We start from the raw sequence: 25,723 nt of genomic DNA, 5'->3' as shown, positions 1-25,723 counted from the left end.
CTTCAAGGGGCGTCCTGCAGGAGCGAGCAAGCTCGCTCCTGCAGCGCCAGGGTTATAGCTTCAAGAACAGTTTCTGATCCAGGGGTGGGTTGATCCGGGTATGCACGATTTCTTCGATTGAAGAGTTATCCTGGCCAGCCTGGCGCACCAGGTCCTTTTGCGTCAGGTAGCGCTGCTCCGGAATCTTCAAATGCGCAGCGCTGTGGTCGGCAACGGGTGAGTTGGCCTTGGTGTAGTGAAAGTGCGCATACCACAAGTCCTTGAGTCCGTTTTTGTCGCGTATCGCGTACTCGGTGAGAAAATCGCCGCCCTTGAGGGGTTTATAGCGCTTGACTACACCGATATCAACGCGGCCATGGGTCCACAGGTAATCGATATTTTCCGGCCGTGGCGCCTGGCGCAGGTAGCCATCGCACCTGTGGGCAATGGCCTGCTCGCGCATGTGTGCCACTGCATTCTGCCATTGCTCCACCAGGGTTGCGGTTCGCCTATCGGCCTTGTGGTTGGCCTGCGCTTCCCGTGCCACTTGCTCAAGGCTATCCGCCTGGGCTTCGAGCATGTCGCTCCAGTCCTGGGGGTTGACGGATTCCCGTTGAGTCGGGTCATCAAGCTTCCTTTTCTGGAATTGAATCGAGCGTTCGATACTCAGCTGTTCGCTCATTAATTGGCGGGCCGAATCGACATAGGCCGATAAGGGTTTTGTCGCGGGCACCGGTTTGGGTTTGACTGCTTTTGGCTTGTCCACCGTCACCCATTCGCCGTCGGCCTGATGCCAGCTGTAGGTTTTCAGTGCCTGGCCGCTCTGGGGATCGAGGACATCAATGATCGGAACCGTTTCCCCGGGTTGCCTGGTGCGTAGTGTGCCGACCAGGGTTTGCTTGTCTCGGGTCTTGAACACCCGTTTGTTTGCCGACTTGCGCGCCCGCTCCTCCCGACGAAGCATCAAAGGTGGCAGGTGTTGTTCTTCACGGATCAGGTCGGCCAGTTCGGCCTGGGCCTGGGTGATGACTTTTTGCAGGGATTCAATAAAGTACGCGCCATAAACCGGACGGACGCTTTCGGGGCTGATGTCCTGGAGGGCTTGAGTGTTGCTCAGCTCGGCCTTGTATTTATCGATCAGTTCACTGAGTACCGCGATACGTTCGTCGGCGGTATAGCCCTCGTGCTGCTGCAACTCGATATGGGACATGGACACCGCGTTGAGCTCGGCACGGTTGAAGCGATCAAGGAAGAACCTTTTCTCGGGGGCGTTAGTAGGGACCATACGGTCGATGCTCAACTCACGCAGTGTGCTCAGTTGCTCCAGCCGACTTGTCAGTACCAAGTTGGCTGGTGGTTGTTGGGTGCTCCTGATAAAGATTTCGGCCTGTTTCTTGTTGGCGGGCGAGTCGCTTTTCCATTCATCGAGCAGTGCCTCATAGGCGTCCCCGGCCCTTATCAGGCGGGTCAGGCGCATCTCGCGCAGGCTCATGGCTTCGACCATTTGGGCATAGGCCTCGGGCTGATTGGCGCGGACCTTTTCAGCCAGGCTGGACATCGGCTCCCCCGAGGGGGCATGGGTAAACTCATTGGCGTCGTACAAGTGGTCGACGTAGATCGAGCGCAGGGTTTCGGCGATTGCCCGGTACTCGCCACCCCGTACATCCTTGAACACCTCCAGGTCCATGGCCGGGTTATCGCTGCTTACCGCCTGGATCGCGTCTTTGCGACCCTTAATGGCGAAGCTGGCGTAACGTTGATAGTCATCCAGGCGCTTGCGCAGTAATGCTGTCAGGTTATGGTTATTGCTCAGCTCCTGCTGGTAGCGCTCGGCGAAATCAGCGCCGCGCTCTCCGCTGTTGACCAGGCCCCAGAGCGTCTTGAGGGTCTTGTCCGACTTTTTCAGGCTCTCCTCGGTTTGCTGGAGGCGCTCCCGGGCACCCATCATGAGCACTTCCATCGGCAGCACACGCTGGCGATGGGCCGCGAAGTTGTTGAGCATGCCTTCACTCTGGTTGAAGTTCTCTTCGAGGGCGGCTTGCACCCGTTCACTGATGGGCATTCCGCCCTTGAGCCGGGGAGCTATATCCAATTGCCAATGGGCCTGGGCATCGCGCCTCAAAGGCGGGCCGGTACGCGTCTTGTCGTGCTCGTCTATCACAAAAACGCCGTCGAGATCCCGGGCCACCCGGAACCAGTGGTTATCGATATGGGCATGCAGTTTGTCGTCGATAAGGTAGAGACCTTCGGTTCTCCCGGTTTGAATCGGTGTGACCTCGCCGGCCGGTGCCGGAACGCTGAAGGTGTTGATATAGGCGCGCTGGGCAGGGCTCAGGCCCCGTAGGTTGGAGAAGGCAAAGTCGAACGGCTGGTGGCTGTCGAGCAGCCCGCTGGGCGCAGGCGCGTCTTCTTCGATCAGCACCTGGGTGGGCGGCGCCGTCTCGGCAGTGCGCCGCAGCGGGATCGACACTTGCGCACGCTCCATAAAGGGCACCTTGCCCAAGGGCCGTGCGGTGGCCTCGCTCGGCGTAGCGTGACTCAACAAGGTGGCGACATTCACCAGCAGGTCCACCATCGCTTGCGTGGTGTCTGCATGCTTCGACTCAGTGGCGTGCTTGATGTCGTTTTCGACACTGGCCAGTTGCAGCAGCCAGCCGGCCATGGCTCCTGGGCCGCGCAGTACTGGAAGCAAGGTATTGAACAGCAGCCAGCCGAGTTCCTTGTGCAGCGCCCAGCGGCTTTGGGCATCCGAGGTGGACTGGCCTTGGGCAAGGGTCACCAGGCTTCGGGCATTGCTGTTGTACAGGTGTTGCATCAGGTCGCCGTCGAGCAGGTCGCTTCTGAGCGTGCGGGCTGCAGCAAAGTCGTCGAGGGCCAATGCGGTCGGCGCAGGCGTTGCTGGGGCGTCGAACTCGTTGAACACGCTGTAGTGGGCGACATGGGGCGTCTTGAAGCCGCCATTGCCGTACACCGCACGGGCTTTGTCATCGGGCAGCCAGGCCAGGACACTCTGTTGCAACTCACCCGGTGCCTGGATGGCGGCCAACAGCGCGTCACGGCTGGCGAACTCGAGTAGCGCCGGCGAAAGCATCGGGCGATAGAGCAGATGCGGGCCGCGTGCGGAGTCCAGCGGCTCGATCAGGAACATATTGGCAACCTCATCCGGTGTCGCGCCAGGTTTGCGCAGGAACGCCAGGGGGCGCACAGTTATCTCCTGGTCGTCGACCCTGCGCGCGCCGGTGCCAGGCCGAGTCACGGCCTCGACAAAGCGGCAGCCTTGCGCGGTGATGCCAGCCAGGCCTTTGAGCTTGAGTTCCTGGGCCTGCATGTTCAGTTGCAGCGGTACCTGCTCGACAAATAATGCGGTGCGTTCCCGGGCGTCGGCTGTGTCGCTGAGCAGGCGCTGGTTCAGCAGGGCGGGGTAGTGCTCGCCGATATTGACCGTGCTGATCAGGTCCTTTAGCCTCTGCGGCATCTGGGGGTCGGTCACCGGCTGCCCGCGCAGGCGGATATCCATGCTGCCTTTTGGCAGGCCGGCGAGGTTAGCCAGGGCCATGTCCACCAGGCTCATCTTGATCGGCTCGATGTAGCCGCCGGCCAGGGTGCCCACGGCCACCTTGAAGGTGACCTCCAGGTCGCCTGCGCTATAGCCCATGGACGCCAGTTGGGCGTTGAGCTGTTGTTCGGTATAGGTGCGGATATCGGGAATATCGCTGAGAAAGGTGCGCCCCTGGTGACGCGCTACGCTGCTGGCCAGGGCGAGGGTGTTGCGCTGGAAAGCAAGCTGCTCGGCGGCGCTGGCGTTGTTGAGCCATGCGGGCAGGTTGCGCTTCATCTGCGCCAGCCGTCCTGGCGTTGTGCTCGGCTGGCTATTGAACAGCTCAGCCGTGTCGGTGGCCTGGGAAAACAGTTGCTCGAGGTCGCCCACCTGCATCCTCGCCGGTAGGTGGATGGCCTGCAGGTTGTGCAACTGGCGGTTGAGGATCACAGCGGCCTGGGTGTCGAAAATATTGCCGTCTGGCTCCATGCGCTTCCAGGACAGATGATCGAAACTGCGTTGCCCTTCGAGCTGTTTTGACAGGGATGCGGCGAAATCCTCCATTGAGGCATGGGGCGTCACCACCCCCGCGGGCGTCACCTGCAGTATCAGCTTCTGGTCGCCAACCTGGCGCGTGATCAGAAGGTCTGGGCTCAGAAGGGTGGCGGTGGTGGCTGCCTGTTTCAAGGTGGTCTGCACCATGAAGACTTGCGCCGCATCGTCGCCGATCACCCGACGGCGCTGCGTGATATCGGGATAACGTACGACCTGATCGAGGGTCTCGCGCTGCACTGCGCTCAGGCCCGGTTGCTGCAAGCCTGACACGCGCACGGTGTCATTGAGACTGTCGCTGAGCCAGAGCCAGTGGCTGGTGGCGCTGGGGGTGTCCTGGCCCCAGAACCGGGTCAGGGCCTGCGCGTAGGCGTCCACAAGATTGGGTCGCAGGCTACGGATGGCCAGTTCGACAATGCGCGTATCCAGGGTCTCGCTACGGTTGCTGGCATCGACGACGCTCAGGGGATTGGCGGAGTGGGATTCGACCCATTGACTCTGCGCCGTGAAGCCCAGGTCGCTGCCGGTTGCCAGGTGTTCGAGGGCCAGGTCCAGCAGTGGCGTCAGCTTGTACTGTACCGAATCGGTCGGCAGGCGGGTCGCCAGGGAAGTATTGGCGCTGTCGAAGTGCAGCGTCGGGTAATGGCGTTTGAGGGCCTCGTCCAGCATGCCCGCGACCACTGAACGCACCGTAGGCCGGCTGGCGAACTGGTTGGCGATCACCTCGGCGGGTGAGTTGGCCGCTGGCGCTGGCATTTCACTGAGCCTGCTCTGGAGGGTAGAGGGCATGCGTACGGGTGTCGGCAAGTTCGAGCGTCGGGGCTGCGCATCGCTGAGTGATGGCTGGTCGACCTTTGGCTCAAGCGGTGGCGGCGCAGGTTCGGCGGGTAGTGTGGCAGTAAATACGCGAGGGTTGTTTCTGATCGATTGCATGGCGCAATTCCTTTGCTGGGATGGAAATCGAGCAAGAAAAATATCGCGTTGGCAGACGGGCGAAATCGGCATTGCGTTAGGAGCTATTGCCGGAGCGTGCCCAAGCCCCGTATTCCCTGGAGCCGCCCGGTGTATTTCCTCGTATTTGTAACCGGCGTGCACGGCAAAGCAGGACCGCACGCGCTGCCCTGCGCTATCATCGGGGCTTTCCCGTAGATGATTGACTACCATGACTGCCGACACCCTGACCACCGTCCTTGCCACCAGCGACATGCTTGAAATCGATGGCCTGCATGCCTTTGACTTCGAACTCAAAGACGAAAAGCTGCTGATCACCGCCATGGACGGCCGTGCAGAAAAGCGCTGGGCATTCAGCTCGGCCCAGGTGCAGGCGGCCACGTTTGACGACACCCTGCAAAGCTGGACCCTGACCGGTGATTCGGGCGAGCACCGCCTGATCTGCATGAGCGCCTTCACCGGCAACAATAACGATGAGGATGAAGCTGATGTTGATGCGTAAATTCTGGCCCCTGTTGATGGCGGGCAGCGTCGGAGCCATGTCGGTGCAGGCTGCGTCGGCTGACACCTATGAACTGCTGGTGGGCAGCTACACCGCCGGTACCAGCGAAGGGATCTACCGCCTGCAGTTTGACAGCCGCACCGGCCAGTTCAGCGGCCAGCCCGTACTGGCGGCCAAGACGGCCAACCCCTCGTGGCTGACGGTTTCCCAGGACCAGAAGTACCTGTTTGTGGTCAACGAGAACGGCCCGGGCCAGAAAGACCCGGTCGGCCGTGTCAGCAGCTACCGCATCGACCCCAAGAACTATCAGCTCACCCTGATCAACCAGGTTCAGAGCCTGGGCAATGAGCCGACCCATTCCAGCGTCGCCGCCGATGGCCGCCACCTGTTCGTCGCCAATTATTCGGTGCTGGAAGACCCGGGCGGCAGCCTGGCGATCCTGCCGGTAGACGGCGAGGGCAAGCTGTCGGCCCCGGTGCAGTTGAGCGGGCACCCGGCCAGCCGGGTGAACCCTGAGCGCCAGGCCTCCAACCATGTGCATTCGGTGGTGTCGTCGCCGGATGGTAAGTATGTATTCGTGCAGGACCTGGGGGCGGACAAGGTGTTTGTCTACCAATACGACCCCAAGGCCAACCACGAGCTGCCGCTGACCCCGGCCAACCCGCCTTCGGTACAGTTGCCACCGGGCAGCGGCCCGCGCCACTTGCTGTTCAGCGCTGACGGCAAGCACGCCTGGCTGACCACCGAAATGAGCGCCCAGGTCGCCGTGTTCGACTACAACGACGGCAAGCTCACGCAAACCCAGTTGCTGGACTAGGCCGCCGGCCAACCGGTATCCGACAAGGCCGGTGCTGCGTTGCATGCTTCAAGCGATGGCAAGTTCCTCTATGTAAGCAACCGTGGCACGGCCAATCAGTTGCTGGTGTTCAGCATCGATCCGGCCACCGCGCACCTCAAGGAAGTCCAGCGCCGCTCCGTCGAAGGTGATCACCCACGCGAGTTCAGCCTGGACCCCAGCGGCAAGTTCCTGCTGACCGCTAACCAGAAAAGCAATGAAATCGTGGTGATAGAACGCGACCCCAAGACCGGCCTGCTGGGTAAAACCGTGCAGAAGTTGCCGATCGATGCGCCCAGCGACCTCAAGTTCCTGGTGCGTCAATAAGCCGCAGGCCCCGCATTGCGGGGCCTGAGCCTTTGTATTAATTGCATTGATAGCAGCTACTGTTTCAAAGCATTTCTAAGGTCCAACCCTCGGGCGTAAGTTGAGTTCCAAGGCCTCCACCGGCCACTCAACCAAACGAACACAAGGGTTACCGCCATGAACTTGAATCTCTTCTCCATCATCGCCGCTTCCGCTGTCTCCGCCACCGTAGCATTGCCAGCCGCTGCCAGCGTGGAAGTCACCGGCAAAAAATCCAGCGTTACCGCCTATACCCAGAAATACCTGCAACAGAGCGCCAACTTCTACGCGGCGCTGGATCATAAGACCCAGGCTTAATGAAGATCAAACTGTGGGAGGGGGCAAGCCCCCTCCCACAGTTTGATTGTGTTGGTTTCAAGATTTTGCCATTACTGCGATAAACAGTGGTGACTCCAGAATCCGCTGCAGCCACGCCTGAAGCCGTCGATACGGCGCCCCCGCAAACCATGCCCGGTCCACATGAGCGAACTGCCGCACGAACGGCACTACGGCCGCGTCCGCCAGACTCATGTGCTCGGCGAGCAAGTACTCCCGGTTCGTCAGCAAATCCTCCAGCTTCTGCAAGAACACTTCACCCTCGGCGCGATAATGCTCCATCGGCTGCTCCGGGTAGCGCTCGGCATACTTGTATCGATTCAAGTGATGTTTGAACACCTGATCATTCTCGGCTATCAGCGCCAATACCTCAGGTTTGCCCTCTAGCAGCCAATCATCAGGATCGTGCTGTGCCAGGGCCCATTGCATGATGTCCAGGCTTTCTTCGAGCACTCGACCCTCCACGCTCAACACCGGCACCGTACCCTTGGGCGACAGCGCCAGCATCTCGGCCGGCTTGGCTTTCAGGCTGACTTCGACAATGCGCACCGCCACGCCTGAATAACGCAACGCCAACCGCGCCCGCATCGCATAGGGGCAGCGCCGGAACGAATACAGCAGCGCCTCGTTCACTTGACCTCCAAAGTACTCAAGCCATTACCCTGGCGCTTGACCTGGATCTGCACCGGGATGCGTTCGTGCATTTCCTGCACGTGGGAGATCACCGCCACCTTGCGTCCCTGGGCCTGCAGGCCGTCCAGGGCGTCCATGGCCAATTGCAGCGACTCGGGGTCCAGGCTGCCGAAACCTTCGTCAATAAACAGCGATTCGATCTTCAAGGTACTCGACGCCATGGACGCCAGGCCCAGGGCCAGCGCCAACGACACCAGGAAGGTTTCGCCACCCGACAGCGAGTGCACCGAGCGCAGTTCGTCGCCCATCTCGGTGTCCATCACCAGTAGGCCGAGCATGCTGCCACCGCGTTTAAGCCGGTAGCGGCGCACCAGTTGACGCAGTTGTACGTTGGCGTGGTGCACCAGCAAATCGAGGTTATAGGCCTGGGCGATCTTGCGGAAGGTGTCGCCGGTGGCCGAGCCGATCAGCGCATTCAGGCGCGCCCAGCGTTGCCACTCTTCGTAAGCCTTGGTGATCTGTTCGGTGAGGGCCTGGTTGGCGTCCTGGCGGCGCTGGTCTTCAGATTGACGTGCGCGCAGTTCCGCGCAGTGTTTCTCGCCGTCGGCCAGTTGCTGATTCAGCATCGCCAGGTTGCTGTCCAATTGCGCGGAGTCCAGGTTGCCGTTGTGCAATGCCTGGTGTTCGGCCAGGCGCTGTTCACGCTCTTGCAGCAATACCTTGGCCTGCTCGACGGCTTTTTCGCTGTTGTGCAACTGCTGGCGCAGTTGCGCGACCTGTGCTTCATCGAAGGCCAGCAAGCGTGTCAGGCCGTCGTCATCCAGTTCAGGGTGCAGGGCGCGCCACTCGGAGACGCGTGTGGCCAGGTTGTGTTGCTCAGCTTGCAGTGCTTGCTGGCGTTCCTGCAGGGCCTTGAGGTCCGCCGCCACCTGCACCAGGGCCGTGTGCACGCTATGCAGTTGCTGGTTGGCGTCGTTCTCGGCCTGGCGTGACTGCTCGACGCTTTGCTCCAGCTGTTGCTGCCAGTGTTCGGCGCTGGGATGCTCACCCAACAACGCGCTGAGTTTTTCCTGGATCACCTGTTGCTGCGCCGCCAACTCGTTGACCTGCAGATTCAGGGCGTCGAGTTGCTGTTGACGGTGTTGCTGGTGGGTCTGTTGTTTTTCGATGGCTTGTTGGCGCTCTTGCTGCTCGGCCAGTTCATCACGTTGATGGCCCAACTGTTCCAGGCGTTGGCTGACCTGTTGGTCGAGGCGCATGAAGGTCGTCGCGGGGTCGTTGCGCAAGCCTTCCAGGGTGTCGGCGGGCAACAGGCCGGCGAAGGCGTTGAGTTCTGCGTCGAGGCGTTCGCGGTCGTTGGCCAGTTCGCGCTGCTGGTCCAGCAGCAATTGCCGGGCTTGCTGGCTGGCGTCCTGGGCCGCTTGCAGTTGTTGCTGCAAGCGACCGGCATTTTGTTGCAGGTTGAGCAGGGCGCTTTGGCGCTGTTCGTCCTGGCTGATGCTTTGGGTCAGCTGTGCCAATTGTTGGACCAGCCAGGTGCTGCGTTGGGCGACGTCCTGATTGAACAGCGAAGCGGACAGCGAATGGGCTTGCAGACTTAGTGCCAGGCCCTGTTGCTGTGTAGCCAGCTGTTCCTGTTGGCGCAGAAATTCCTTTTGTTCGGCGATCAGGCCGCCGACCTCACCGCGCAACTCGGTGAGTTTTTCCTTGAGGCTGTCGACGGCTTTCTGTGCCGTGGCTTCTTCGTTTTCATCGTGGCGACCGAGGCTTTGCAGCAGGGCTTCGGGTTGGTGAAACGGATGCTCGTGACTGCCGCATACCGGGCAGGGTTGGTCATCCTGCAACTGCCCGCGTAGTTCCTCGACGCTGGCACTGCGGGCCAGGCGTTGGCGCTCCAACAGTTGTTTGGTCACCGACAAGGCTTGCTCGGCAACACTGAGTTCGGCCTTGGTTTGCAGGCCAGCCTGGTTCAGCTGCTCACGTCTTTGCGCAGCGTCGGTCAGTTTCTGCGTCAGCGTGGCAGCCTGTTGATCCAGCTGTTGCTGGCTGTCCCACAAGCGTGCCAGGTCTTCGAAGGCGCGCTGTTGCTTGCGATTGTCTTGCAGCAGGCCGGCCAGCAGCTGGATCTGTTCGGCTACGGCGTGGGGTTCGGCACCGGCTTCCTGGTAGAGCAGCTCCAGGGCTTCACGCTGTTGGCTGAACTGCACGGCGGCGGCGTTGGCACGCTGTTCGAGTTGCGGCAGTTCAGCCTGGCCTTTGTTCAGGCGATTGCCGACCTGCATCAGCTGTTGGAGGCGGTCGCGGTAGGCGTTCCAGGCCTCGCTCAAGGGGGCGAGGGCGGCGCTGTGCTCAAGCTCGGTGGCCAGGCGCTGCAGGCGCTCGGCGACTTGGGCCTGCTTGTCTTGCAAACCCTCGAGCAGGGCCTGGTCTTCAGTGCAGGCGTTTGCGAGCTGCTGTTTTTCCTCGGTGCGCTTGGCCAGTTCCCGGGTCAAGTGGGCGAGGGTGTTTTGTTCTTCCACGGCCTGGCGCAGCAAGGGCGCGGCGTCGGCCTGGTTTTTCAGCGCGTCGGCCAATGCCGCGTGGGCGGCTACTTGCTGTTGTTGGGACTGTTCCTGGCGGACGTACAGTGCGGCTTGCTGATCGATGTGTTGCTGAATCTGCGCGGCCAGTGGCGTCAGCAAGGTGTCTAGTTCTGCCTGGCGCAAGAAGTGATGGCGTTGCGGCGCCAGCTGGTCGAGGCGACCCAGGTCCTGGCGTTGCCGGCCTTGGCTGTCCCAGTGTTGCTGGGCTTGCTGCAGCTGTTCGACGGCGCTGAGCTGGCGCTCTTGCCATTCACGCAGCTCCTTGAGCCAGGTGTGCTGCAACTCCAGTTGCTTGAGCTGGGCTTGCCGGGTCTTGAGCTGTTGCTGGGCGTCGGCCAGCTGTTGATCCAGCTCGGCGCGGGCTTCGGCGGCCAGGGGCACTACGCCTGTTGCTTGGTCTTGCAGTTGTTTGTGGGCGTCCTTGGCGTCCTTGGCCTTGTCGAAGGCACGGCGGCCAAGTTGGGTGTACAGCGCGGTGTCGGTGAGCTTTTCCAGCAGTTCGCTGCGCTCATTGTCATTGGCCTTGAGAAAGGCGCTGAACTCGCTTTGCGCCAGCAACACCGCACGGGTGAACTGCTCGAAGTTCAGGCCCAGGGCCAGTTCCAGCTGGGTCTTGTATTCGGTTTTCTGACTGGCCAGCAGTTGCTCGCTGTCCAGGTCGATCAGGCTTTGGCGGCTGTTCTGCAATTTGCCGCTGGCCTTGTCGCGGGCACGGTTGGCTTCCCAGCGCGCGCGATAGCGACGGCCGCTGACGCCGACGAAATCCACCTCGGCGTAGCCACCACCGGTACCGCGGCGAATCAGGGTGCGCGGGTCACCGATGGAGATATCGGTGTCGGCATCCGGCATCTTCGCCTGGCCGGTATCGCCCAGGCGCGGCACCGCGCCAAACAGCGCCAGGCACAATGCATCGAGCAGGGTACTTTTACCGGCACCGGTCGGCCCGGTGATGGCGAACAGGCCCGCACTGGCCAGGGGCTCGGCGGTAAAGTCGATTTCGAACGGGCCGGCCAGGGAGGCAAGGTTTTTCAGGCGGATGGCAAGGATCTTCATGGTTGTTCACCCGCTTGTTGTACTTCCTGGAGCAGCACGGCGAAGTCTTTCAAGGTCTGTTCATCCACTTCGCTGCCATAGCTGTCCTGCCAGGCGCGGCTGAACAGTTCCTGGGGCGTGAGCTGGTCGAGTTCGATCAAGCGCTCGTCGTCGGTTTCGGTACTGCCGCGCTGGCCGGCGTATTCGGCGGCGATGCGCACCAGGCGCACGGCCTTGCCTTGCAGGGCGGTTTCGATTTGCTGGCGCAGGTTGGGTTGCGGCTCGTCAAGGCGCACGCGCACTTCCAGCCACGGGTGGCGCTGGGTTTCGGCCAGCAGGTCGATGTCCGGCAGCGCGGCCAGTTGCGTGAGGATCTCGGCCAGAGGCGCGGCTTCCAAGCGTTGCAGGTTGACCGAGCGTGGAATCAGCAGCGGTTCGACGCTGACCAGCCGTTCGCCCTGGAACATCACGTCGAGTACCTGGTGCTTGTAGCCGATCTCGGAAAACGACAGCGGAATCGGCGAACCGCTATAGCGAATACGCTCTTCACCATTGACCTTTTGCGGCTTGTGCAAATGGCCAAGGGCAACATAGCCAACAGTTCTATCGAACAGGCTGGCCGGCAGCGCCTCGGCATTACCGATGATCAGGCTGCGCTCGGAGTCTTCCGACACCGAACCGCCAGCCATATGTGCATGGCTGATGGCTATCAGCGCCTGGCCTTTCTTGCGTTTGGCGTTGGCGGCGGCGATCAGCCATTCATGCACCTGGCCGATACCGCGCAGGTAGTCATCACCCAGCTGTGCACCGGTGACTTCCGCCGGGCGCAGGAAGGGCAATGCCAGGCACCACGCGGCGATCTTGCCTTTGGCATCCGGCAAGGGGATCAGCAGGCGTTCGGCATCCAGTTGGCCGTCGTCCAGCCACAACACCCGGCCCAGGGCATGGGTGCGCAGGCGGCGCATCAGCGGTGCGGGCAATTCGATACGCGAACCGGAGTCGTGGTTACCGGCGATCATCACGATGGTCAGTTTCGGGTTTTGTTCGTGGGCGCTGATGATGAAGTCATACAGACGCTCCTGGGCCTTGAGCGGCGGGTTGACCGTGTCGAAGATATCGCCGGCGATCAACAGCACATCCGGGCGCTGGGCGTTCAGTTGGCCCAGCAGCCACTCAAGGAAGCAGGCATGTTCGAAGTCGCGTTCCTGGCCGTGGAGGTTTTGGCCCAGGTGCCAGTCGGAGGTGTGGAACAGACGCAAGGCGAACTCCGTGGAGAAGGTGAAAAGGAGGGGAGTTTACCTGTAAAAGCACACGGGGTGCCTGCGGGTGACCCAGATCTGATGTGAGAGGTCAGTCAGCTTAGCGGTCGCTGACACCGCCCCTCCCACAGGGGTTATGGGGTGTTAGTGGATTTGGATACAGACAATCCAGCGCGCGGTGAGACCATATCGATCAGGCGACGCAGGGCAAATGTGGGAGGGGGCTTGCTCCCGATGACGGTGGGGCAGTGACGAATAGTCTGGCTGATCCACCGTCATCGGGGGGCCCCCTCCCACAGTTGATTTGAGTAGTGTCAGGGGCCTTGGATTATTTAGGATAAAGCGGCGGCAAGCTGGTGGTGTCGGTCGCCGGGTCTTGGTCGCGCTCGGCCACGGGGATGGCCTTGATTGCACGCCACAGGTCGTCACCCATCCAGTACTGGCCGCTTTCGCTGTACAGCGCACCATTCAAACCATCCAGAGCATCTGACAGTGGTACAAACCGCGCCGCCATGTCGGCCAGGGTCTCTGGCTGTTGCCGGGCCCAGGCGTCTAGAGCCTGGCGGGTGGCATGGGGGTCGTTGGCCTGGGTGGCGCGCTTGAGGTCGTCGAGCAAAGTGCGTGGGCTTGGGCCGGTTTGCGCGGCGCGTTGCACGGCCGGTTGTCGGCGGGCACGCCACCAGAGACCGAAGCCCAGCAGAGTGGTGCAGGCCAGGAGCAGCGTGCTCAGTTGCCACTGCCACAGGCGCTCATCGTCAGGGGCGGTGATGATGGTCGGTGTGGCAGGTGTATCCACCATCAGGCTTGGGTTAACCGCCACTTGCACGGTGCGCGCCGGCAGGCTGGTGCGTTCCAGGTGGTCTTCGTGGGTGTTCCACCACACCACTTCAACCGGCGGCAGTTCCAGGGCGCCGGCGCGGGTTGGGACCAGGGCTTCGCGGTCTTCACGGCTGCCGGTCAGGCCGCGGTCGCTGGTCTGGTTACCGAGTACCGGTTGATCGGGGTAACGGCGCAGGCCATTGACTTCAGTGCTGGGCATTGCTGGCAACTGCGCGCTGGACAGGCCTTCGGCCTCGACGGTGAGGCTGCGTGTCAGTGAATCGCCGACTTGTACATGGTCCGGCGTGGGGTTCCAGCCTTCGCTCAGGGTCAGATTGCGTGCCGGCAGCCAAGGCGCGTCGGCGGGGTAGAGGTCCGGTTTGGGCTTGATCGTCAAGGGCAGGGCCGTGGAGCTGACGTGAATCATCTTGCCCGGCTTGGTGCCCTGCAGCGTGTTTTCCTGGGCCGGGCGCGACTCCACCAGCGTGGCGCTGAAGGTCTGCGCCGGAATCATCACGGTGCCGCTGTGTTGCGGGTAGAGGGCGTAGCGGGTCTCGATCACGCCATGGCGGATGCTGTTGATGACCTTTTCATAGGTGCGCGACTCGCCCAGTTGCTCGACTCGGGCATCGGGAATCTGCAACGGCGTCAGGCTGCTGTCGTCATACAGCGATACCGAGTGGTATACGCGCACGGTCAATAGCGCCTGGGCCTGGACGTACACGCTGGTCTGGTCGAGGTTGGCTTCGATAAACACCGGGGCCAGTTCGGCGCTGGTGTTCTGGCTGGCGGTTTCCACCACTTGCAGGGTGATCGGCTGGGTCTTGAGTGCGCCGACTTGCAGCGGCGGAATGATCACCGTGCCGTTTTCCTTGGGCAGCAGGGTGATGATCCAGCGTGTGGTGGCGTGGTTATCGCCGCCCAGTGTGGTGAGTTGGTTGATCTGGCGGGTGCCGCTGACTTCGAACTGCGCATCCAGGGGCGACAGGTCCGGCTTGCCGAACTGGGTCACGTCACTGGATTCCACCGTCAGCTCCACCGTTTCCCCGGAGTTGAGGCGGCTGCGGTCAACGCTGGCGACCAGGTTAGCCGCCTGGGCGTGGCCTGCCGACATCGCAAGCAGGAGCAGAAGGGTGGTGTGGCGGCTCATCGAGTCGTGTCCTGATGTTGTTGCTGTTCGTACCAGAATTTGCGCCGCAGCAGCTCGCCGGGGTTGTCCGGGATCTCCTGCAGCCATTGCTCCAGGGCCTGGCGGCGCTCGCCTTCAAGGCGGGTATCGGCTGGGCGCAGGGGCGGCGTGGTGGTGCGCTCGTCGCCCAGTTCGCTGCCCGGCACTTCATTACCGCTCGGCTGTGGCGTGGCGCCGGTCTGGGCCTTGTCAGTGCCGGCTTCGCCCTGGCCTTGAGACGACTGCTCGCCACCCTGGGCCGTTTGCCCGCCGGCGCCCGGCTGCGCAGTTTGGCCGGGTTGGGCGGTTTCGTCATCTGCGTTTTTTGTTGGCTGGTCCGGTTCGGGCTGCGCTTGCGCCTGCATCAGCGTTTCAACCAGGGCTTTGTTTTTCAGTGCTGGTTGCAGGTCGGGCTGGGCTTCCAGGGCCTGTTCATAAGCGTCAATAGCGGCCTCCAGTTCACCGGCCTTGGCCAGGGCATTGCCCCGATTGTAGTGGGAATAGGCGTCGCTGCCCTGGGCAAAACGTTTAATGGCCTCGGCGTAGTTGCCCGCCTCGTACAGCGCCACGCCTTGCCATTGCGGGTCCTGGAAGCGTTCGGCGGCTTCGGCCGGGCGCTTGTGCTTGAGCAGGTACTGGCCTTGCTGGTCGGGGCGCAGCCATAGGTCTTGCAGTTCAAAGGCATAGCTGGGCTGCGGCGCGCCCAACAGCAGCAACGGCAAGCAGAACAGCCAGCCGCGGCGCCCGGCGCAGGCAGCCAGCAGCAACAGCGGCAGGAGCAGCCAGTAACCCTGGTCGGCCCAGGTTTCCAGGTGCAGCAACTGGCCGTCGTTGCGCAGGGCTTGTGCGCTATCGAGCAGGCCGAGCTGGCGCAGGTCCTTGTCGTCCAGGCGCGCCGCACGGTAGCGGCCGCCCATTTCACTGGCGAAGGCCTTGAGGGTCGGGCTGTCGAGGCGCGGCACCAGTATCGCGCCCTGGTCGTCCTTGAGGAACTCGCCGCTTTCCTGGGTCACTGGCGTACCTTCGCGGCTGCCGATGCCGAGGATCGACAAGGGCGGTGCCTGGGCACTTTGCAATTGCAGGCGGATGCCTTGGCGTTCCTGTTTCGACAGCGAGGAACCGACCAGCAGCAGGCGCCCCTGGCCCAGGCCGCCTTGCTTGAGCAGGCCCATGGCCTTTTCAACCGCCAGGTCGGCACGGTGGCCGGGCTCGGGCATGATCGAGGGGCGCAGGGCTTCGAGCAGGTTGCGGCTGGTGGCCAGGTCATCCGAGAGCGGCACCAGGGTGTGGGCGCTGCCGGCATACACAACGATGGCGGTTTGCGCATCGCTGCGCGCTTGCAGCAAGTCGTACAGCTTGCGCCGCGCCTGCTCCAGGCGGTTGGGCGGGCTGTCGGTGGCGAGCATTTCCGGGGTCAGCTCCAGCAGTACCACCAACGGGTCGGAGGGTTTCTGGCTGGACTGTTCCACTCGTTGCCAGCTAGGGCCAAGCAGCGCCAGTACGGCCAACAGCCAGGCAATACCCAGCACCACCCAGGGTGATTTGCTCTCGCGACCATTGCCACCACTGAGCAATACGGCATGGAAGGCCGGCGGCAGGATCATCTGCCAGCGCCCGGCGCGCTTTTGCCGGTGCCACAACTGCCACAGCAACCAGCCAAGCAGCGGCAACAGCAACAGCCACCACGGGCGCAACCAATGCGGCCACAGGGCAATCATCGGCGCCTCCGCAAACGCAGGCGCTGAAGGCGCTGGCGCCATTCAGGATGTTGTTGCAGAAAAATCCCCTTGCTCGACAGCTTGTTGAACCAGCGTTGTAAAACGTTGTTCGGCCAACGCTCCTGGATCACCAGCAACAGGCTCAAGATCAGCGCCAGGGCCAACGGGGCGCTGTACAACGCGTGGGCCGGGCGCGCTTGGGTCGGTTGTTGTTCGACGGGCTCGAGGGTGTCGAGCGTCTCCTTGACTTGCTGCAGCTCCTCGCCGTCATGGGCGCGGAAATATTGACCGCCAGTGGCTTCGGCCAAGGCTTTGAGCGCCGGCTCGTCGAGGTCCAGACTCGGGTTCACGCCGAGGATGCCCAATGAACCGGTTTGCTCTGGGTCGGCACCGATGCCGATCGGGTAGATTTTTACCCCTTCTTCGGCCGCCAGGCGCGCCGCTGTCAGCGGGTCGATCTGCCCTGCGTTATTGGCGCCGTCAGTGATCAGGATCAGCACGCGGCTCTGCGCCGGGCGCTGGCGCAGGCGCTTGAGGGCCAGGCCAATGGCGTCGCCGATAGCGGTGTTTTTGCCGGCAATGCCGATGCGCGCTTCATCCAGCCAGGTGCGCACGGTGCGCCGGTCAAAGGTCAACGGAGCTTGCAGGTAGGCTTGCGTGCCGAACAGGATCAAGCCCACTCGGTCACCTTCACGTTCTTCAAGAAAATCCCCGAGCAGGTGCTTGACCAGCGATAAGCGACTCACGTCGTCGCCCTGCCAATGCATGTCGGGGAAATCCATGGATCCGGACACGTCGACCGCCACCAGCAAGTCCCGACCACTGGCGGCAATCGGCAAGGGTTCGCCAAGCCATTGCGGGCGGGCGGCGGCGGTCAGCAGCAACAGCCACAGCACCACGAACGGCGCTTGCTGGCGCCAGCCGGGCAGGTTGGCGCGGGCGCGACGGCGGGCCAGGCCTTCGAGGTCGCTGAGGTAACTGACTTTCAACGCCGGCTCGCCGCTGTCGGCCACCGGCAGCACCAGGCGCATCAACCAAGGCAAAGGCAACAGGGCGAAGATCCACGGCCAGGCGAACTCAAACATGTTTGCGAATCCAGGTGTCGACGGCCTGCGTCAGGCCGGCGATGGCTTTGTCATCGAGTTTGCATTCGGGTTTGTAGGCGCCTTCCACCAGCACCATCCAGCGCGTCAGGCCGGCCGCGGGGCAGCGGTTATCCAGGAAGGCCAGCCATTTGCGCCCGTTGAGGGTGTGGCTCTGGCTGTAAGGGTAGTCGTTGCGACACAGGCGCTTGAGCAGGCCGTTGAGTTGCTGCAGCCAAGCGCCGGCGGGGGCGCCGTCGTAAGGCTTGGGCATCAGCGCCAGCTCGGCCAGGGCGGCGATGCGCAACGGGTCCAGCGGTTGTTCGGCGCGGGCTACAGGGCGGCGGGTCGGCAGCAAGCGACGCAGGGACCACAGGCCCCAACCCAGGAGCGGGATGACCAGCAGCAATAGCCACCAGCCCGGCGCCGGAGGCCAGAAACCAATGGCTGGCGGGGCAATCAGCGGTTGCAGTTGGTCCAGGCTGCTCATTGTTTTTTAACCGGGCGTTGCGGGTTGAGGTATTCGCGCAGTTGCTCGACCATTTCACTCTGGGTGCTCAAGGGCATCAGCAGCACGCGCAATTTCTGCGCGAGCCGCTCCCAGCGGGCGATACGCGCCTCGGCCTGGGCCTTGTAAGCCTGGCGCAAGTCGATGTTCAGCGTGTCCAGCTCCAATTGCGCGCCACGTTCGGCGAAACGCAGCAGCCCGGCGGCGGGCAGGGCGTGGTCCAGTGGGTCGGAGATCGGCAGCAACAGCAGGTCGCAATGGCGTGACAGCAGGCTCAGCTGCTGCTCGGCGCCTTCGGTCAGTGCGCGTTCATCGCAGATCACAATCCCCAGGCTACCCGGGCGCAGCACCTCGCGACCACGGCGCAGGGCCATGCCCAGGGCGTCGGCCTCCGGGCGGCTTTCGGTATTCAGGCTCTGGTTGACTCGCACCAGGCGGTTGAGTAGCTGCAGCAGGCTTTGCTTGCTGCGCCGCGGCTTGATCTCGTAGTGCTCACTGTCACCGAATACCAGGCCGCCGACCCGGTCGTTATGCCCCAGCGCTGCCCAGCCGATCAGGCTGGCGGCCTGGGCAGCGAGCACCGACTTGAACATCTGCCCCGAGCCGAAAAACAGCCGGCAGCTCTGCTCGACCATGATGAAGATCGGCCGTTCGCGTTCTTCGTGGAACAACTTGGTGTGCGGCTCCTGGGTGCGCGCCGTGACGCGCCAGTCGATGGTGCGCACGTCGTCGCCGGCCTGGTACACGCGTACCTGATCGAAGTCGACACCGCGCCCGCGCAGCTTGGAATGATGCAGGCCGATCAATGGGCTGCGCTGGCCCGGCGTAGAAAACAACTGCACTTCACGCACGTGGTGGCGCATCTCAATCAGTTCACTGAGGGTTACGCGGATACCATTGCCTGCGTTCATCGACTTCAAGCGACGGCAACAACGTCAAGAATGCGTTGCACCACGCGATCCTGGTCCACCCCGGCGGCTTCGGCCTCGAACGACAGGATGATGCGGTGGCGCAGTACGTCGAACAACACCGCCTGGATATCTTCCGGGCTCACGAAGTCGCGACCGGCCAGCCAGGCATGGGCGCGGGCGCAGCGGTCCAGGGCGATGGAACCACGTGGGCTGGCGCCGTAGGCGATCCACTCGGCCATTTCCGCGTCGAACTTGGCCGGGGTGCGCGTGGCCATCACCAGTTGCACCAGGTATTCCTCCACCGCATCGGCCATGTACAGGCCGAGGATTTCCTTGCGCGCGGCGAAGATCGCCTGCTGGCTCACGCGGCGCTCGGGCTTGGTTTCACCATTGAGTGCTTCGCCGCGGGCCTGTTGCAGGATGCGTCGTTCGACGGCGGCGTCCGGGAAGCCGATCTTGACGTGCATCAGGAAACGGTCGAGCTGGGCTTCGGGCAGCGGGTAGGTGCCTTCCTGCTCGATCGGGTTCTGGGTGGCCATCACTAGGAACAGCGGCGACAGCTCATAGGTACTGCGGCCCACGCTGACCTGGCGCTCGGCCATGGCCTCAAGTAAGGCCGACTGGACCTTGGCCGGGGCGCGGTTGATTTCGTCGGCCAATACCAGGTTGTGAAAGATCGGCCCCTGCTGGAACACGAAACTGCCGGTTTCCGGGCGATAGATCTCGGTGCCGGTGATGTCGGCCGGCAACAGGTCGGGGGTGAACTGGATACGATGGAACTGCGCTTCGATGCCTTCGGCCAACTCCTTGATCGCCTTGGTCTTGGCCAGCCCGGGTGCGCCTTCGACCAGCATGTGGCCGTCGGCGAGCAGGGCGATCAGCAGGCGATCGATGAGTTTTTCCTGGCCGAGAATCTGCGTAGAAAGAAAGGTTCGCAGCGCAAGCAGCGCTTCACGATGTTCCATCGATGACGGTTCCTGGAAAGATGAGCCTGATGATCGAGCACGAGCGTCAGGCTTGGGAGGCTTACTTTAATGCATCGAAGGGGGTGGCGACTAACGACGTCACGGGTATTTTCAGAAAAACTTGTAGGGTTTTTGTGTGGGAACACGGTCAATGTGGGAGGGGCTTGCCCACGATGGCGGTGTGTCAGCCACAGATGTATGAACTGACCCGCCGCTACCGGGGCAAGCCCCCTCCCACATTTGATCTATGTGCAGCTCAAGTCCGGATGAAAGTACCAGTGCCTTTGAGGATGTTCTGCAAGGTTTTCTCCACTTCGGCCAGGTCGGATGCGGCCGTGGCGTGGGTGATCTCCAGATGATCCTCGCCGCCCAATGCATCGGCATCGCCTGCGGCGAGATCTACCAGCAATGTCGTGTCACTCAGGGTGATCTTCAGGCCATCCAGGGTCGACGGCTCGTAATCCCAGGTCAGTTCCACTTCATCTTCATCTGGGTAGCGGCTGAGCATGAACATCTCGCCGTTCTTGCCATGGCAGCAGAGCATGGCCATGTTGTCTTCTTCTTCGTCGCACGGGGTTGCCATCAGGGCGTCGGTTTTCAGCTGCAGCATGGGAAATCCTGTGTGGAGGAGGGTGTTGCGCTGGCAATTGTGCCATTACGGCGAATTTTATGCTGCAGGGTGTGTCAGGCCCCGGGCATGACCTGGGGTGCGGTATCAGTCATTTTCGGTACTCGGGGGTTGAAAAACGCAGGTTTTTTGCACGGAAAAATGCGGTTGCCCAAGTTGCAACCTATTGCCTGCTTACCGATGACCGAATATGTCGCAGCGTCGCAAGCACCAGTCTTCGTACACTCGTTAAGCTGCGCAACGTATGTGCTCCGCGCCAGGCGCTTGACCTGCCCGTCGTACCGTCACCTGGCAGGGGCACATCTTATGGACGTTGTATGTGACCTGACTGTCTTGTCCAGCTTCACCCACCTGTCGCCCTGATTCGTTTATCGTGTCCCACGAACAGAGCCGACGGTCTCCCCGCAAGGGGATAACACGCGACGCTTCCATCAATAACAAGCCCAAGCGGAGTACCACAGATGGCGTTCTTCACCGCAGCCAGCAAGGCCGACTTCCAGCACCAACTGCAAGCGGCACTGGCCCAGCACATCAGTGAACAGGCACTGCCACAAGTGGCGCTGTTTGCTGAGCAATTCTTCGGCATCATTTCCCTGGATGAACTGACCCAGCGTCGCCTTTCCGACCTGGCCGGTTGCACTCTGTCTGCCTGGCGCCTGCTTGAGCGCTTTGATCACACCCAGCCCCAAGTGCGGGTCTACAACCCCGATTACGAACGTCATGGCTGGCAATCGACCCACACTGCGGTCGAAGTGCTGCACCATGACCTGCCTTTTTTGGTGGACTCGGTGCGCACCGAGCTGAACCGCCGCGGCTACAGTATCCACACCCTGCAAACCACCGTGCTCAGTGTGCGTCGTGGCAGCAAGGGCGAGCTCCTGGAAGTCCTGCCAAAAGGCACCCAGGGCGACGGCATCCTGCAAGAATCGCTGATGTACCTGGAAATCGACCGTTGCGCCAACGCCGCCGAATTGAACGTGCTGAGCAAAGAGCTTGAGCAGGTGCTGGGCGAAGTGCGCGTGGCAGTTGCCGATTTCGAGCCGATGAAAGCCAAGGTCCAGGACCTGCTGGCTGGTATCGATGCCAGCCCATTTGCCATCGACGGCGAAGAAAAAGCCGAGATCAAGAACTTCCTCGAATGGCTGGTGGGCAACCACTTCACCTTCCTCGGCTACGAAGAGTTCGTGGTACGTGACGAGGCGGACGGCGGTCATATCGAATATGACGCCAGTTCCTTCCTCGGTCTGACCAAACTGCTGCGCGCCGGCCTCACCGCCGAAGACCTGCGCATCGAAGATTACGCCGTGGCCTACCTGCGCGAACCGACCGTGCTGTCGTTCGCCAAGGCTGCACACCCAAGCCGCGTGCACCGCCCGGCTTACCCGGACTATGTGTCGATCCGTGAAATCAGCGCCGACGGCAAGGTCATCAAGGAACACCGCTTCATGGGCCTGTACACCTCCTCGGTGTATGGCGAAAGCGTGCGGGTGATTCCTTACATCCGCCGCAAGGTCGCGGAGATCGAACGTCGTTCGGGCTTCCAGGCCAAGGCGCACCTGGGCAAGGAGCTGGCCCAGGTGGTTGAAGTGCTGCCCCGCGACGACCTGTTCCAGACACCGGTCGACGAGCTGTTCAGCACCGTGATGTCAATCGTGCAGATCCAGGAACGCAACAAGATCCGCGTGTTCCTGCGCAAGGACCCGTACGGTCGTTTCTGCTACTGCCTGGCCTACGTGCCGCGTGACATCTATTCCACCGAAGTGCGCCAGAAGATCCAGCAAGTGCTGATGGATCGCCTCAAGGCCTCGGACTGCGAGTTCTGGACCTTCTTCTCCGAGTCCGTACTGGCCCGTGTGCAACTGATCCTGCGGGTCGACCCGAAGAACCGCCTGGACATCGACCCGCTGCAACTGGAAAAAGAAGTGGTGCAGGCTTGCCGCAGCTGGCAGGACGACTACGCCAGCCTGGTGGTGGAAAGCTTCGGTGAAGCCCACGGCACCAACGTGCTGGCGGACTTCCCGAAAGGCTTCCCGGCCGGCTACCGCGAGCGTTTCGCCGCGCATTCGGCCGTGGTCGACATGCAGCATCTCAACAGCCTCACCGAAGCCAACCCGCTGGTGATGAGCTTCTATCAGCCCCTGGGCCAGGTCTCCGGCCAGCGTGAGCTGCATTGCAAGCTTTACCACGCCGATACCCCGCTGGCGCTGTCCGACGTGTTGCCGATCCTGGAAAACCTCGGCCTGCGTGTGCTGGGCGAGTTCCCGTATCGCCTGCGCCATGCCAATGGCCGTGAATTCTGGATCCATGACTTTGCATTCATCGCCGCCGAAGGCGTGAACCTGGATATCCAGCAGCTCAACGACACCCTGCAGGACGCGTTCGTGCATATCGTCCACGGCGATGCCGAGAACGATGCGTTCAACCGGCTGGTGCTGACCGCCGGCCTGCCATGGCGCGACGTCGCGTTGCTGCGTGCTTATGCTCGCTACCTCAAGCAGATCCGCCTGGGCTTCGACCTGGGCTATATCGCCAGCACCCTGAACAACCACACCGACATCGCCCGCGAGTTGACAAGGTTGTTCAAGACCCGCTTCTACCTGGCACGCAAGCTTACTGCCGACGACCTGGAAGACAAGCAGCAGCGCCTGGAACAAGCGATCCTCACCGCCCTGGACGACGTTCAGGTGCTCAATGAAGACCGCATCCTGCGTCGCTACCTGGACCTGATCAAGGCCACGCTGCGTACCAACTTCTACCAGACCGACGCCAACGGCCAGAACAAGTCGTACTTCAGCTTCAAGTTCAATCCGCATGCGATTCCTGAGCTGCCTAAGCCGGTACCGAAGTTCGAAATCTTCGTGTACTCGCCGCGTGTCGAAGGTGTGCACCTGCGCTTTGGCAATGTCGCCCGTGGCGGCCTGCGCTGGTCCGACCGTGAAGAAGACTTCCGTACCGAAGTATTGGGCCTGGTAAAAGCTCAGCAGGTGAAGAACTCGGTGATCGTGCCGGTGGGTGCCAAGGGCGGTTTCCTGCCGCGTCGCCTGCCATTGGGTGGCAGCCGTGACGAGATCGCGGCCGAGGGTATCGCCTGCTACCGCATCTTCATTTCCGGCCTGCTGGACATTACCGACAACTTGAAGGATGGCGCTCTGGTGCCGCCGGCCAACGTCGTGCGTCATGACAGCGATGACCCTTACCTGGTGGTGGCGGCGGACAAGGGCACTGCGACCTTCTCCGACATCGCCAACGGCATTGCCATCGACTACGGCTTCTGGCTGGGCGACGCATTTGCCTCCGGCGGTTCGGCCGGTTACGACCACAAGAAAATGGGCATCACCGCCAAGGGCGCGTGGGTCGGTGTGCAGCGTCACTTCCGTGAGCGCGGCATCAACGTGCAGGAAGACAGCATCACTGTGGTGGGCGTCGGCGATATGGCCGGTGACGTGTTCGGTAACGGCTTGCTGATGTCCGACAAGCTGCAACTGGTCGCAGCCTTCAACCACCTGCATATCTTCATCGACCCGAACCCTAACCCGGCCACCAGCTTCGTCGAGCGCAAGCGTTTGTTCGAGCTGCCGCGTTCGTCGTGGACCGACTACGACACCAGCATCATGTCCGAAGGCGGCGGTATCTTCTCGCGCAGCGCCAAGAGCATCGCCATCTCGCCACAGATGAAGGAACGCTTCGACATCCAGGCCGACAAGCTGACTCCGACCGAACTGCTCAACGCCTTGCTCAAGGCACCAGTGGATTTGTTGTGGAACGGCGGCATCGGTACCTACGTCAAGGCCAGCACCGAGAGCCATGCCGATGTGGGCGACAAGGCCAACGACGCGCTGCGTGTCAACGGCAACGAGCTGCGCTGCAAGGTGGTGGGTGAGGGCGGTAACCTCGGCATGACCCAACTGGGCCGTGTGGAATTCGGCCTCAATGGCGGCGGTTCCAACACCGACTTTATCGACAACGCCGGTGGCGTGGACTGCTCCGACCACGAAGTGAACATCAAGATCCTGCTCAACGAAGTGGTGCAGGCCGGTGACATGACCGACAAGCAACGCAACCAGTTGCTGGCGAGCATGACCGACGAAGTCGGCCACCTGGTGTTGGGCAACAACTACAAGCAGACCCAGGCCCTGTCCCTGGCGGCGCGCCGTGCCTACGAGCGTGCCGCCGAGTACAAACGCCTGATGAGCGATCTGGAAGGTCGTGGCAAGCTGGACCGCGCCATCGAGTACCTGCCGACCGAGGAACAGCTCAGCGAGCGTGCTTCTACCGGCAAGGGCCTGACTCGTCCGGAGTTGTCGGTGCTGATCTCGTACAGCAAGATCGACCTCAAGGAGGCGCTGCTCAAGTCGCAGGTGCCGGATGACGAGTACCTGACCCGTGACATGGAGACCGCGTTCCCGCCGAGCCTGGTGGCCAAGTTCGGTGAGGCCATGCGTCGTCACCGCCTCAAGCGCGAGATCGTCAGCACCCAGATCGCCAACGACCTGGTCAACCACATGGGCATCACCTTCGTGCAGCGCCTCAAGGAGTCGACCGGCATGAGCCCGGCGAACGTGGCCGGCGCCTATGTGATCGTGCGCGACATCTTCCACCTCCCGCACTGGTTCCGCCAGATCGAAGCCCTGGACCACCAGGTCTCTGCCGACGTGCAATTGGAGCTGATGGACGAGCTGATGCGCCTTGGCCGTCGCGCTACGCGCTGGTTCCTGCGCAGCCGTCGCAACGAGCAGGACGCCGGGCGTGACACCGCGCACTTCGGTCCGCACTTGGCCGCGTTGGGTCTCAAGCTCGACGAGTTGCTGGAAGGTCCGACCCGCGAAGGTTGGCAGACCCGCTACCAGGCGTACACCGAAGCCGGTGTGCCGGAGTTGCTGGCGCGCATGGTGGCCGGTACGACCCACCTGTACACCTTGCTGCCGATCATCGAAGCCGCCGACGTGACCGGGCATGACGCCGCCGAAGTGGCCAAGGCCTACTTCGCCGTCGGCAGCGCCCTGGACCTGCCGTGGTACCTGCAGCAGATCAGCGATCTGCCGGTAGCCAACAACTGGCAGGCCCAGGCCCGCGAAGCCTTCCGCGACGACGTGGACTGGCAGCAACGGGCGATCACTATCTCGGTCCTGCAAATGGCCGACGCGCCACAAGACATGGAAGCCCGCGTGGCCCTGTGGCTTGAGCAGCACCAGGACATGGCTGATCGCTGGCGCGCGATGATGGTGGAAATTCGTGCTGCTGTTGGCACGGACTACGCCATGTACGCAGTGGCCAACCGGGAGTTGCTGGACCTGGCGTTGAGTGGTCAGTCGGTGCTGTAAGGTGCTGGCAGAGCGTTAAAACCAGAAAAAACCTCGTGTCGTAAGACACGAGGTTTTTT

The 25,723-nt window shown here is 62.2% G+C and carries 14 protein-coding genes and 1 pseudogene; 4 read left to right on the top strand and 11 right to left on the bottom strand.

The annotated features are described in order from the left end of the window. Positions 1 to 52 precede the first annotated feature (52 nt). Positions 53 to 5,002 carry a hypothetical protein gene (locus ASD70_RS08485; protein ID WP_236708696.1) on the bottom strand — a complete coding sequence of 1,650 codons (4,950 nt, stop codon included), beginning with the start codon at positions 5,000 to 5,002 and terminating at the stop codon, positions 53 to 55. A 229-nt stretch (positions 5,003 to 5,231) separates the two neighbouring features. Here ASD70_RS08485 and ASD70_RS08480 point away from each other — a divergent pair, with 229 nt between their 5' ends. From ASD70_RS08480 to ASD70_RS08470, 3 genes and pseudogenes are all read left to right on the top strand, one after another. Continuing rightward, positions 5,232 to 5,522, top strand: coding sequence for a DUF5629 family protein (locus tag ASD70_RS08480; RefSeq protein WP_046068406.1), 291 nt, complete (start codon positions 5,232 to 5,234; stop codon positions 5,520 to 5,522). After that, a pseudogene (locus ASD70_RS08475) lies at positions 5,509 to 6,684 on the top strand (lactonase family protein). The gene ASD70_RS08480 and the pseudogene ASD70_RS08475 overlap by 14 nt, the downstream one beginning before the upstream one ends. A gap of 156 nt (positions 6,685 to 6,840) precedes the next feature. Further along, complete coding sequence (locus ASD70_RS08470; protein ID WP_043050891.1) at positions 6,841 to 7,020, top strand: hypothetical protein; 180 nt, start codon at positions 6,841 to 6,843, stop codon at positions 7,018 to 7,020. 57 nt (positions 7,021 to 7,077) lie between these two features. Here the strand turns inward: ASD70_RS08470 and ASD70_RS08465 are convergent, their stop codons facing one another. From ASD70_RS08465 to ASD70_RS08420, 10 genes are all read right to left on the bottom strand, one after another. Beyond that, positions 7,078 to 7,671, bottom strand: coding sequence for a glutathione S-transferase (locus tag ASD70_RS08465; protein WP_056846190.1), 594 nt, complete (start codon positions 7,669 to 7,671; stop codon positions 7,078 to 7,080). Then, on the bottom strand, positions 7,668 to 11,306 hold the full coding sequence (locus tag ASD70_RS08460; protein ID WP_056846189.1) for an AAA family ATPase: 3,639 nt from the start codon (positions 11,304 to 11,306) through the stop codon (positions 7,668 to 7,670). The genes ASD70_RS08465 and ASD70_RS08460 overlap by 4 nt, the downstream gene beginning before the upstream one ends. Further along, on the bottom strand, positions 11,303 to 12,544 hold the full coding sequence (locus ASD70_RS08455) for an exonuclease SbcCD subunit D C-terminal domain-containing protein (protein ID WP_056846188.1): 1,242 nt from the start codon (positions 12,542 to 12,544) through the stop codon (positions 11,303 to 11,305). Before ASD70_RS08455 ends, ASD70_RS08460 begins: the two co-directional genes overlap by 4 nt. Before the next feature lie 328 nt (positions 12,545 to 12,872). Further along, positions 12,873 to 14,513, bottom strand: a complete 1,641-nt coding sequence (locus tag ASD70_RS08450; RefSeq protein WP_056846187.1) for a BatD family protein — start codon at positions 14,511 to 14,513, stop codon at positions 12,873 to 12,875. Continuing rightward, positions 14,510 to 16,249 carry a tetratricopeptide repeat protein gene (locus ASD70_RS08445; protein WP_046068401.1) on the bottom strand — a complete coding sequence of 580 codons (1,740 nt, stop codon included), beginning with the start codon at positions 16,247 to 16,249 and terminating at the stop codon, positions 14,510 to 14,512. Before ASD70_RS08445 ends, ASD70_RS08450 begins: the two co-directional genes overlap by 4 nt. Next, positions 16,246 to 17,334, bottom strand: coding sequence for a vWA domain-containing protein (locus ASD70_RS08440; RefSeq protein WP_056846186.1), 1,089 nt, complete (start codon positions 17,332 to 17,334; stop codon positions 16,246 to 16,248). The genes ASD70_RS08445 and ASD70_RS08440 overlap by 4 nt, the downstream gene beginning before the upstream one ends. Next, complete coding sequence (locus tag ASD70_RS08435) at positions 17,327 to 17,821, bottom strand: DUF4381 domain-containing protein (RefSeq protein ID WP_046068399.1); 495 nt, start codon at positions 17,819 to 17,821, stop codon at positions 17,327 to 17,329. The genes ASD70_RS08440 and ASD70_RS08435 overlap by 8 nt, the downstream gene beginning before the upstream one ends. Beyond that, positions 17,818 to 18,750 (bottom strand): DUF58 domain-containing protein, encoded by a 933-nt coding sequence (locus ASD70_RS08430; RefSeq protein WP_056846185.1) that lies wholly within the window; start codon positions 18,748 to 18,750, stop codon positions 17,818 to 17,820. Before ASD70_RS08430 ends, ASD70_RS08435 begins: the two co-directional genes overlap by 4 nt. A 5-nt stretch (positions 18,751 to 18,755) precedes the next feature. Next, positions 18,756 to 19,715 (bottom strand): AAA family ATPase, encoded by a 960-nt coding sequence (locus tag ASD70_RS08425; protein ID WP_046068397.1) that lies wholly within the window; start codon positions 19,713 to 19,715, stop codon positions 18,756 to 18,758. Between the two features lie 256 nt (positions 19,716 to 19,971). Continuing rightward, positions 19,972 to 20,325 carry a hypothetical protein gene (locus ASD70_RS08420; RefSeq protein ID WP_056846184.1) on the bottom strand — a complete coding sequence of 118 codons (354 nt, stop codon included), beginning with the start codon at positions 20,323 to 20,325 and terminating at the stop codon, positions 19,972 to 19,974. Positions 20,326 to 20,804: 479 nt separating this feature from the next. On the opposite strand from ASD70_RS08420, the gene ASD70_RS08415 reads away from it, so the two are divergent. Then, positions 20,805 to 25,664, top strand: coding sequence for an NAD-glutamate dehydrogenase (locus ASD70_RS08415; protein WP_046068395.1), 4,860 nt, complete (start codon positions 20,805 to 20,807; stop codon positions 25,662 to 25,664). Positions 25,665 to 25,723 lie beyond the last annotated feature (59 nt).

Source organism: Pseudomonas sp. Root569 (assembly GCF_001427465.1).
Lineage (GTDB): Bacteria > Pseudomonadota > Gammaproteobacteria > Pseudomonadales > Pseudomonadaceae > Aquipseudomonas > Aquipseudomonas synxantha.
The sequence above is the reverse complement of the archived record's forward strand: the minus strand, read 5'-3'. Positions and strand labels throughout refer to the sequence as shown.

Bases quoted from the DNA above. Each gene is read 5' to 3' on its own strand.
- ASD70_RS08440 (WP_056846186.1), bottom strand. From the start codon at position 17,334: ATGTTTGAGTTCGCCTGGCCGTGGATCTTCGCCCTGTTGCCTTTGCCT.
- ASD70_RS08435 (WP_046068399.1), bottom strand. From the start codon at position 17,821: ATGAGCAGCCTGGACCAACTGCAACCGCTGATTGCCCCGCCAGCCATT.
- ASD70_RS08425 (WP_046068397.1), bottom strand. From the start codon at position 19,715: ATGGAACATCGTGAAGCGCTGCTTGCGCTGCGAACCTTTCTTTCTACG.
- ASD70_RS08485 (WP_236708696.1), bottom strand. From the start codon at position 5,002: ATGCAATCGATCAGAAACAACCCTCGCGTATTTACTGCCACACTACCC.
- ASD70_RS08415 (WP_046068395.1), top strand. From the start codon at position 20,805: ATGGCGTTCTTCACCGCAGCCAGCAAGGCCGACTTCCAGCACCAACTG.
- ASD70_RS08450 (WP_056846187.1), bottom strand. From the start codon at position 14,513: ATGAGCCGCCACACCACCCTTCTGCTCCTGCTTGCGATGTCGGCAGGC.
- ASD70_RS08470 (WP_043050891.1), top strand. From the start codon at position 6,841: ATGAACTTGAATCTCTTCTCCATCATCGCCGCTTCCGCTGTCTCCGCC.
- ASD70_RS08460 (WP_056846189.1), bottom strand. From the start codon at position 11,306: ATGAAGATCCTTGCCATCCGCCTGAAAAACCTTGCCTCCCTGGCCGGC.
- ASD70_RS08480 (WP_046068406.1), top strand. From the start codon at position 5,232: ATGACTGCCGACACCCTGACCACCGTCCTTGCCACCAGCGACATGCTT.
- ASD70_RS08430 (WP_056846185.1), bottom strand. From the start codon at position 18,750: ATGAACGCAGGCAATGGTATCCGCGTAACCCTCAGTGAACTGATTGAG.
- ASD70_RS08420 (WP_056846184.1), bottom strand. From the start codon at position 20,325: ATGCTGCAGCTGAAAACCGACGCCCTGATGGCAACCCCGTGCGACGAA.
- ASD70_RS08445 (WP_046068401.1), bottom strand. From the start codon at position 16,249: ATGATTGCCCTGTGGCCGCATTGGTTGCGCCCGTGGTGGCTGTTGCTG.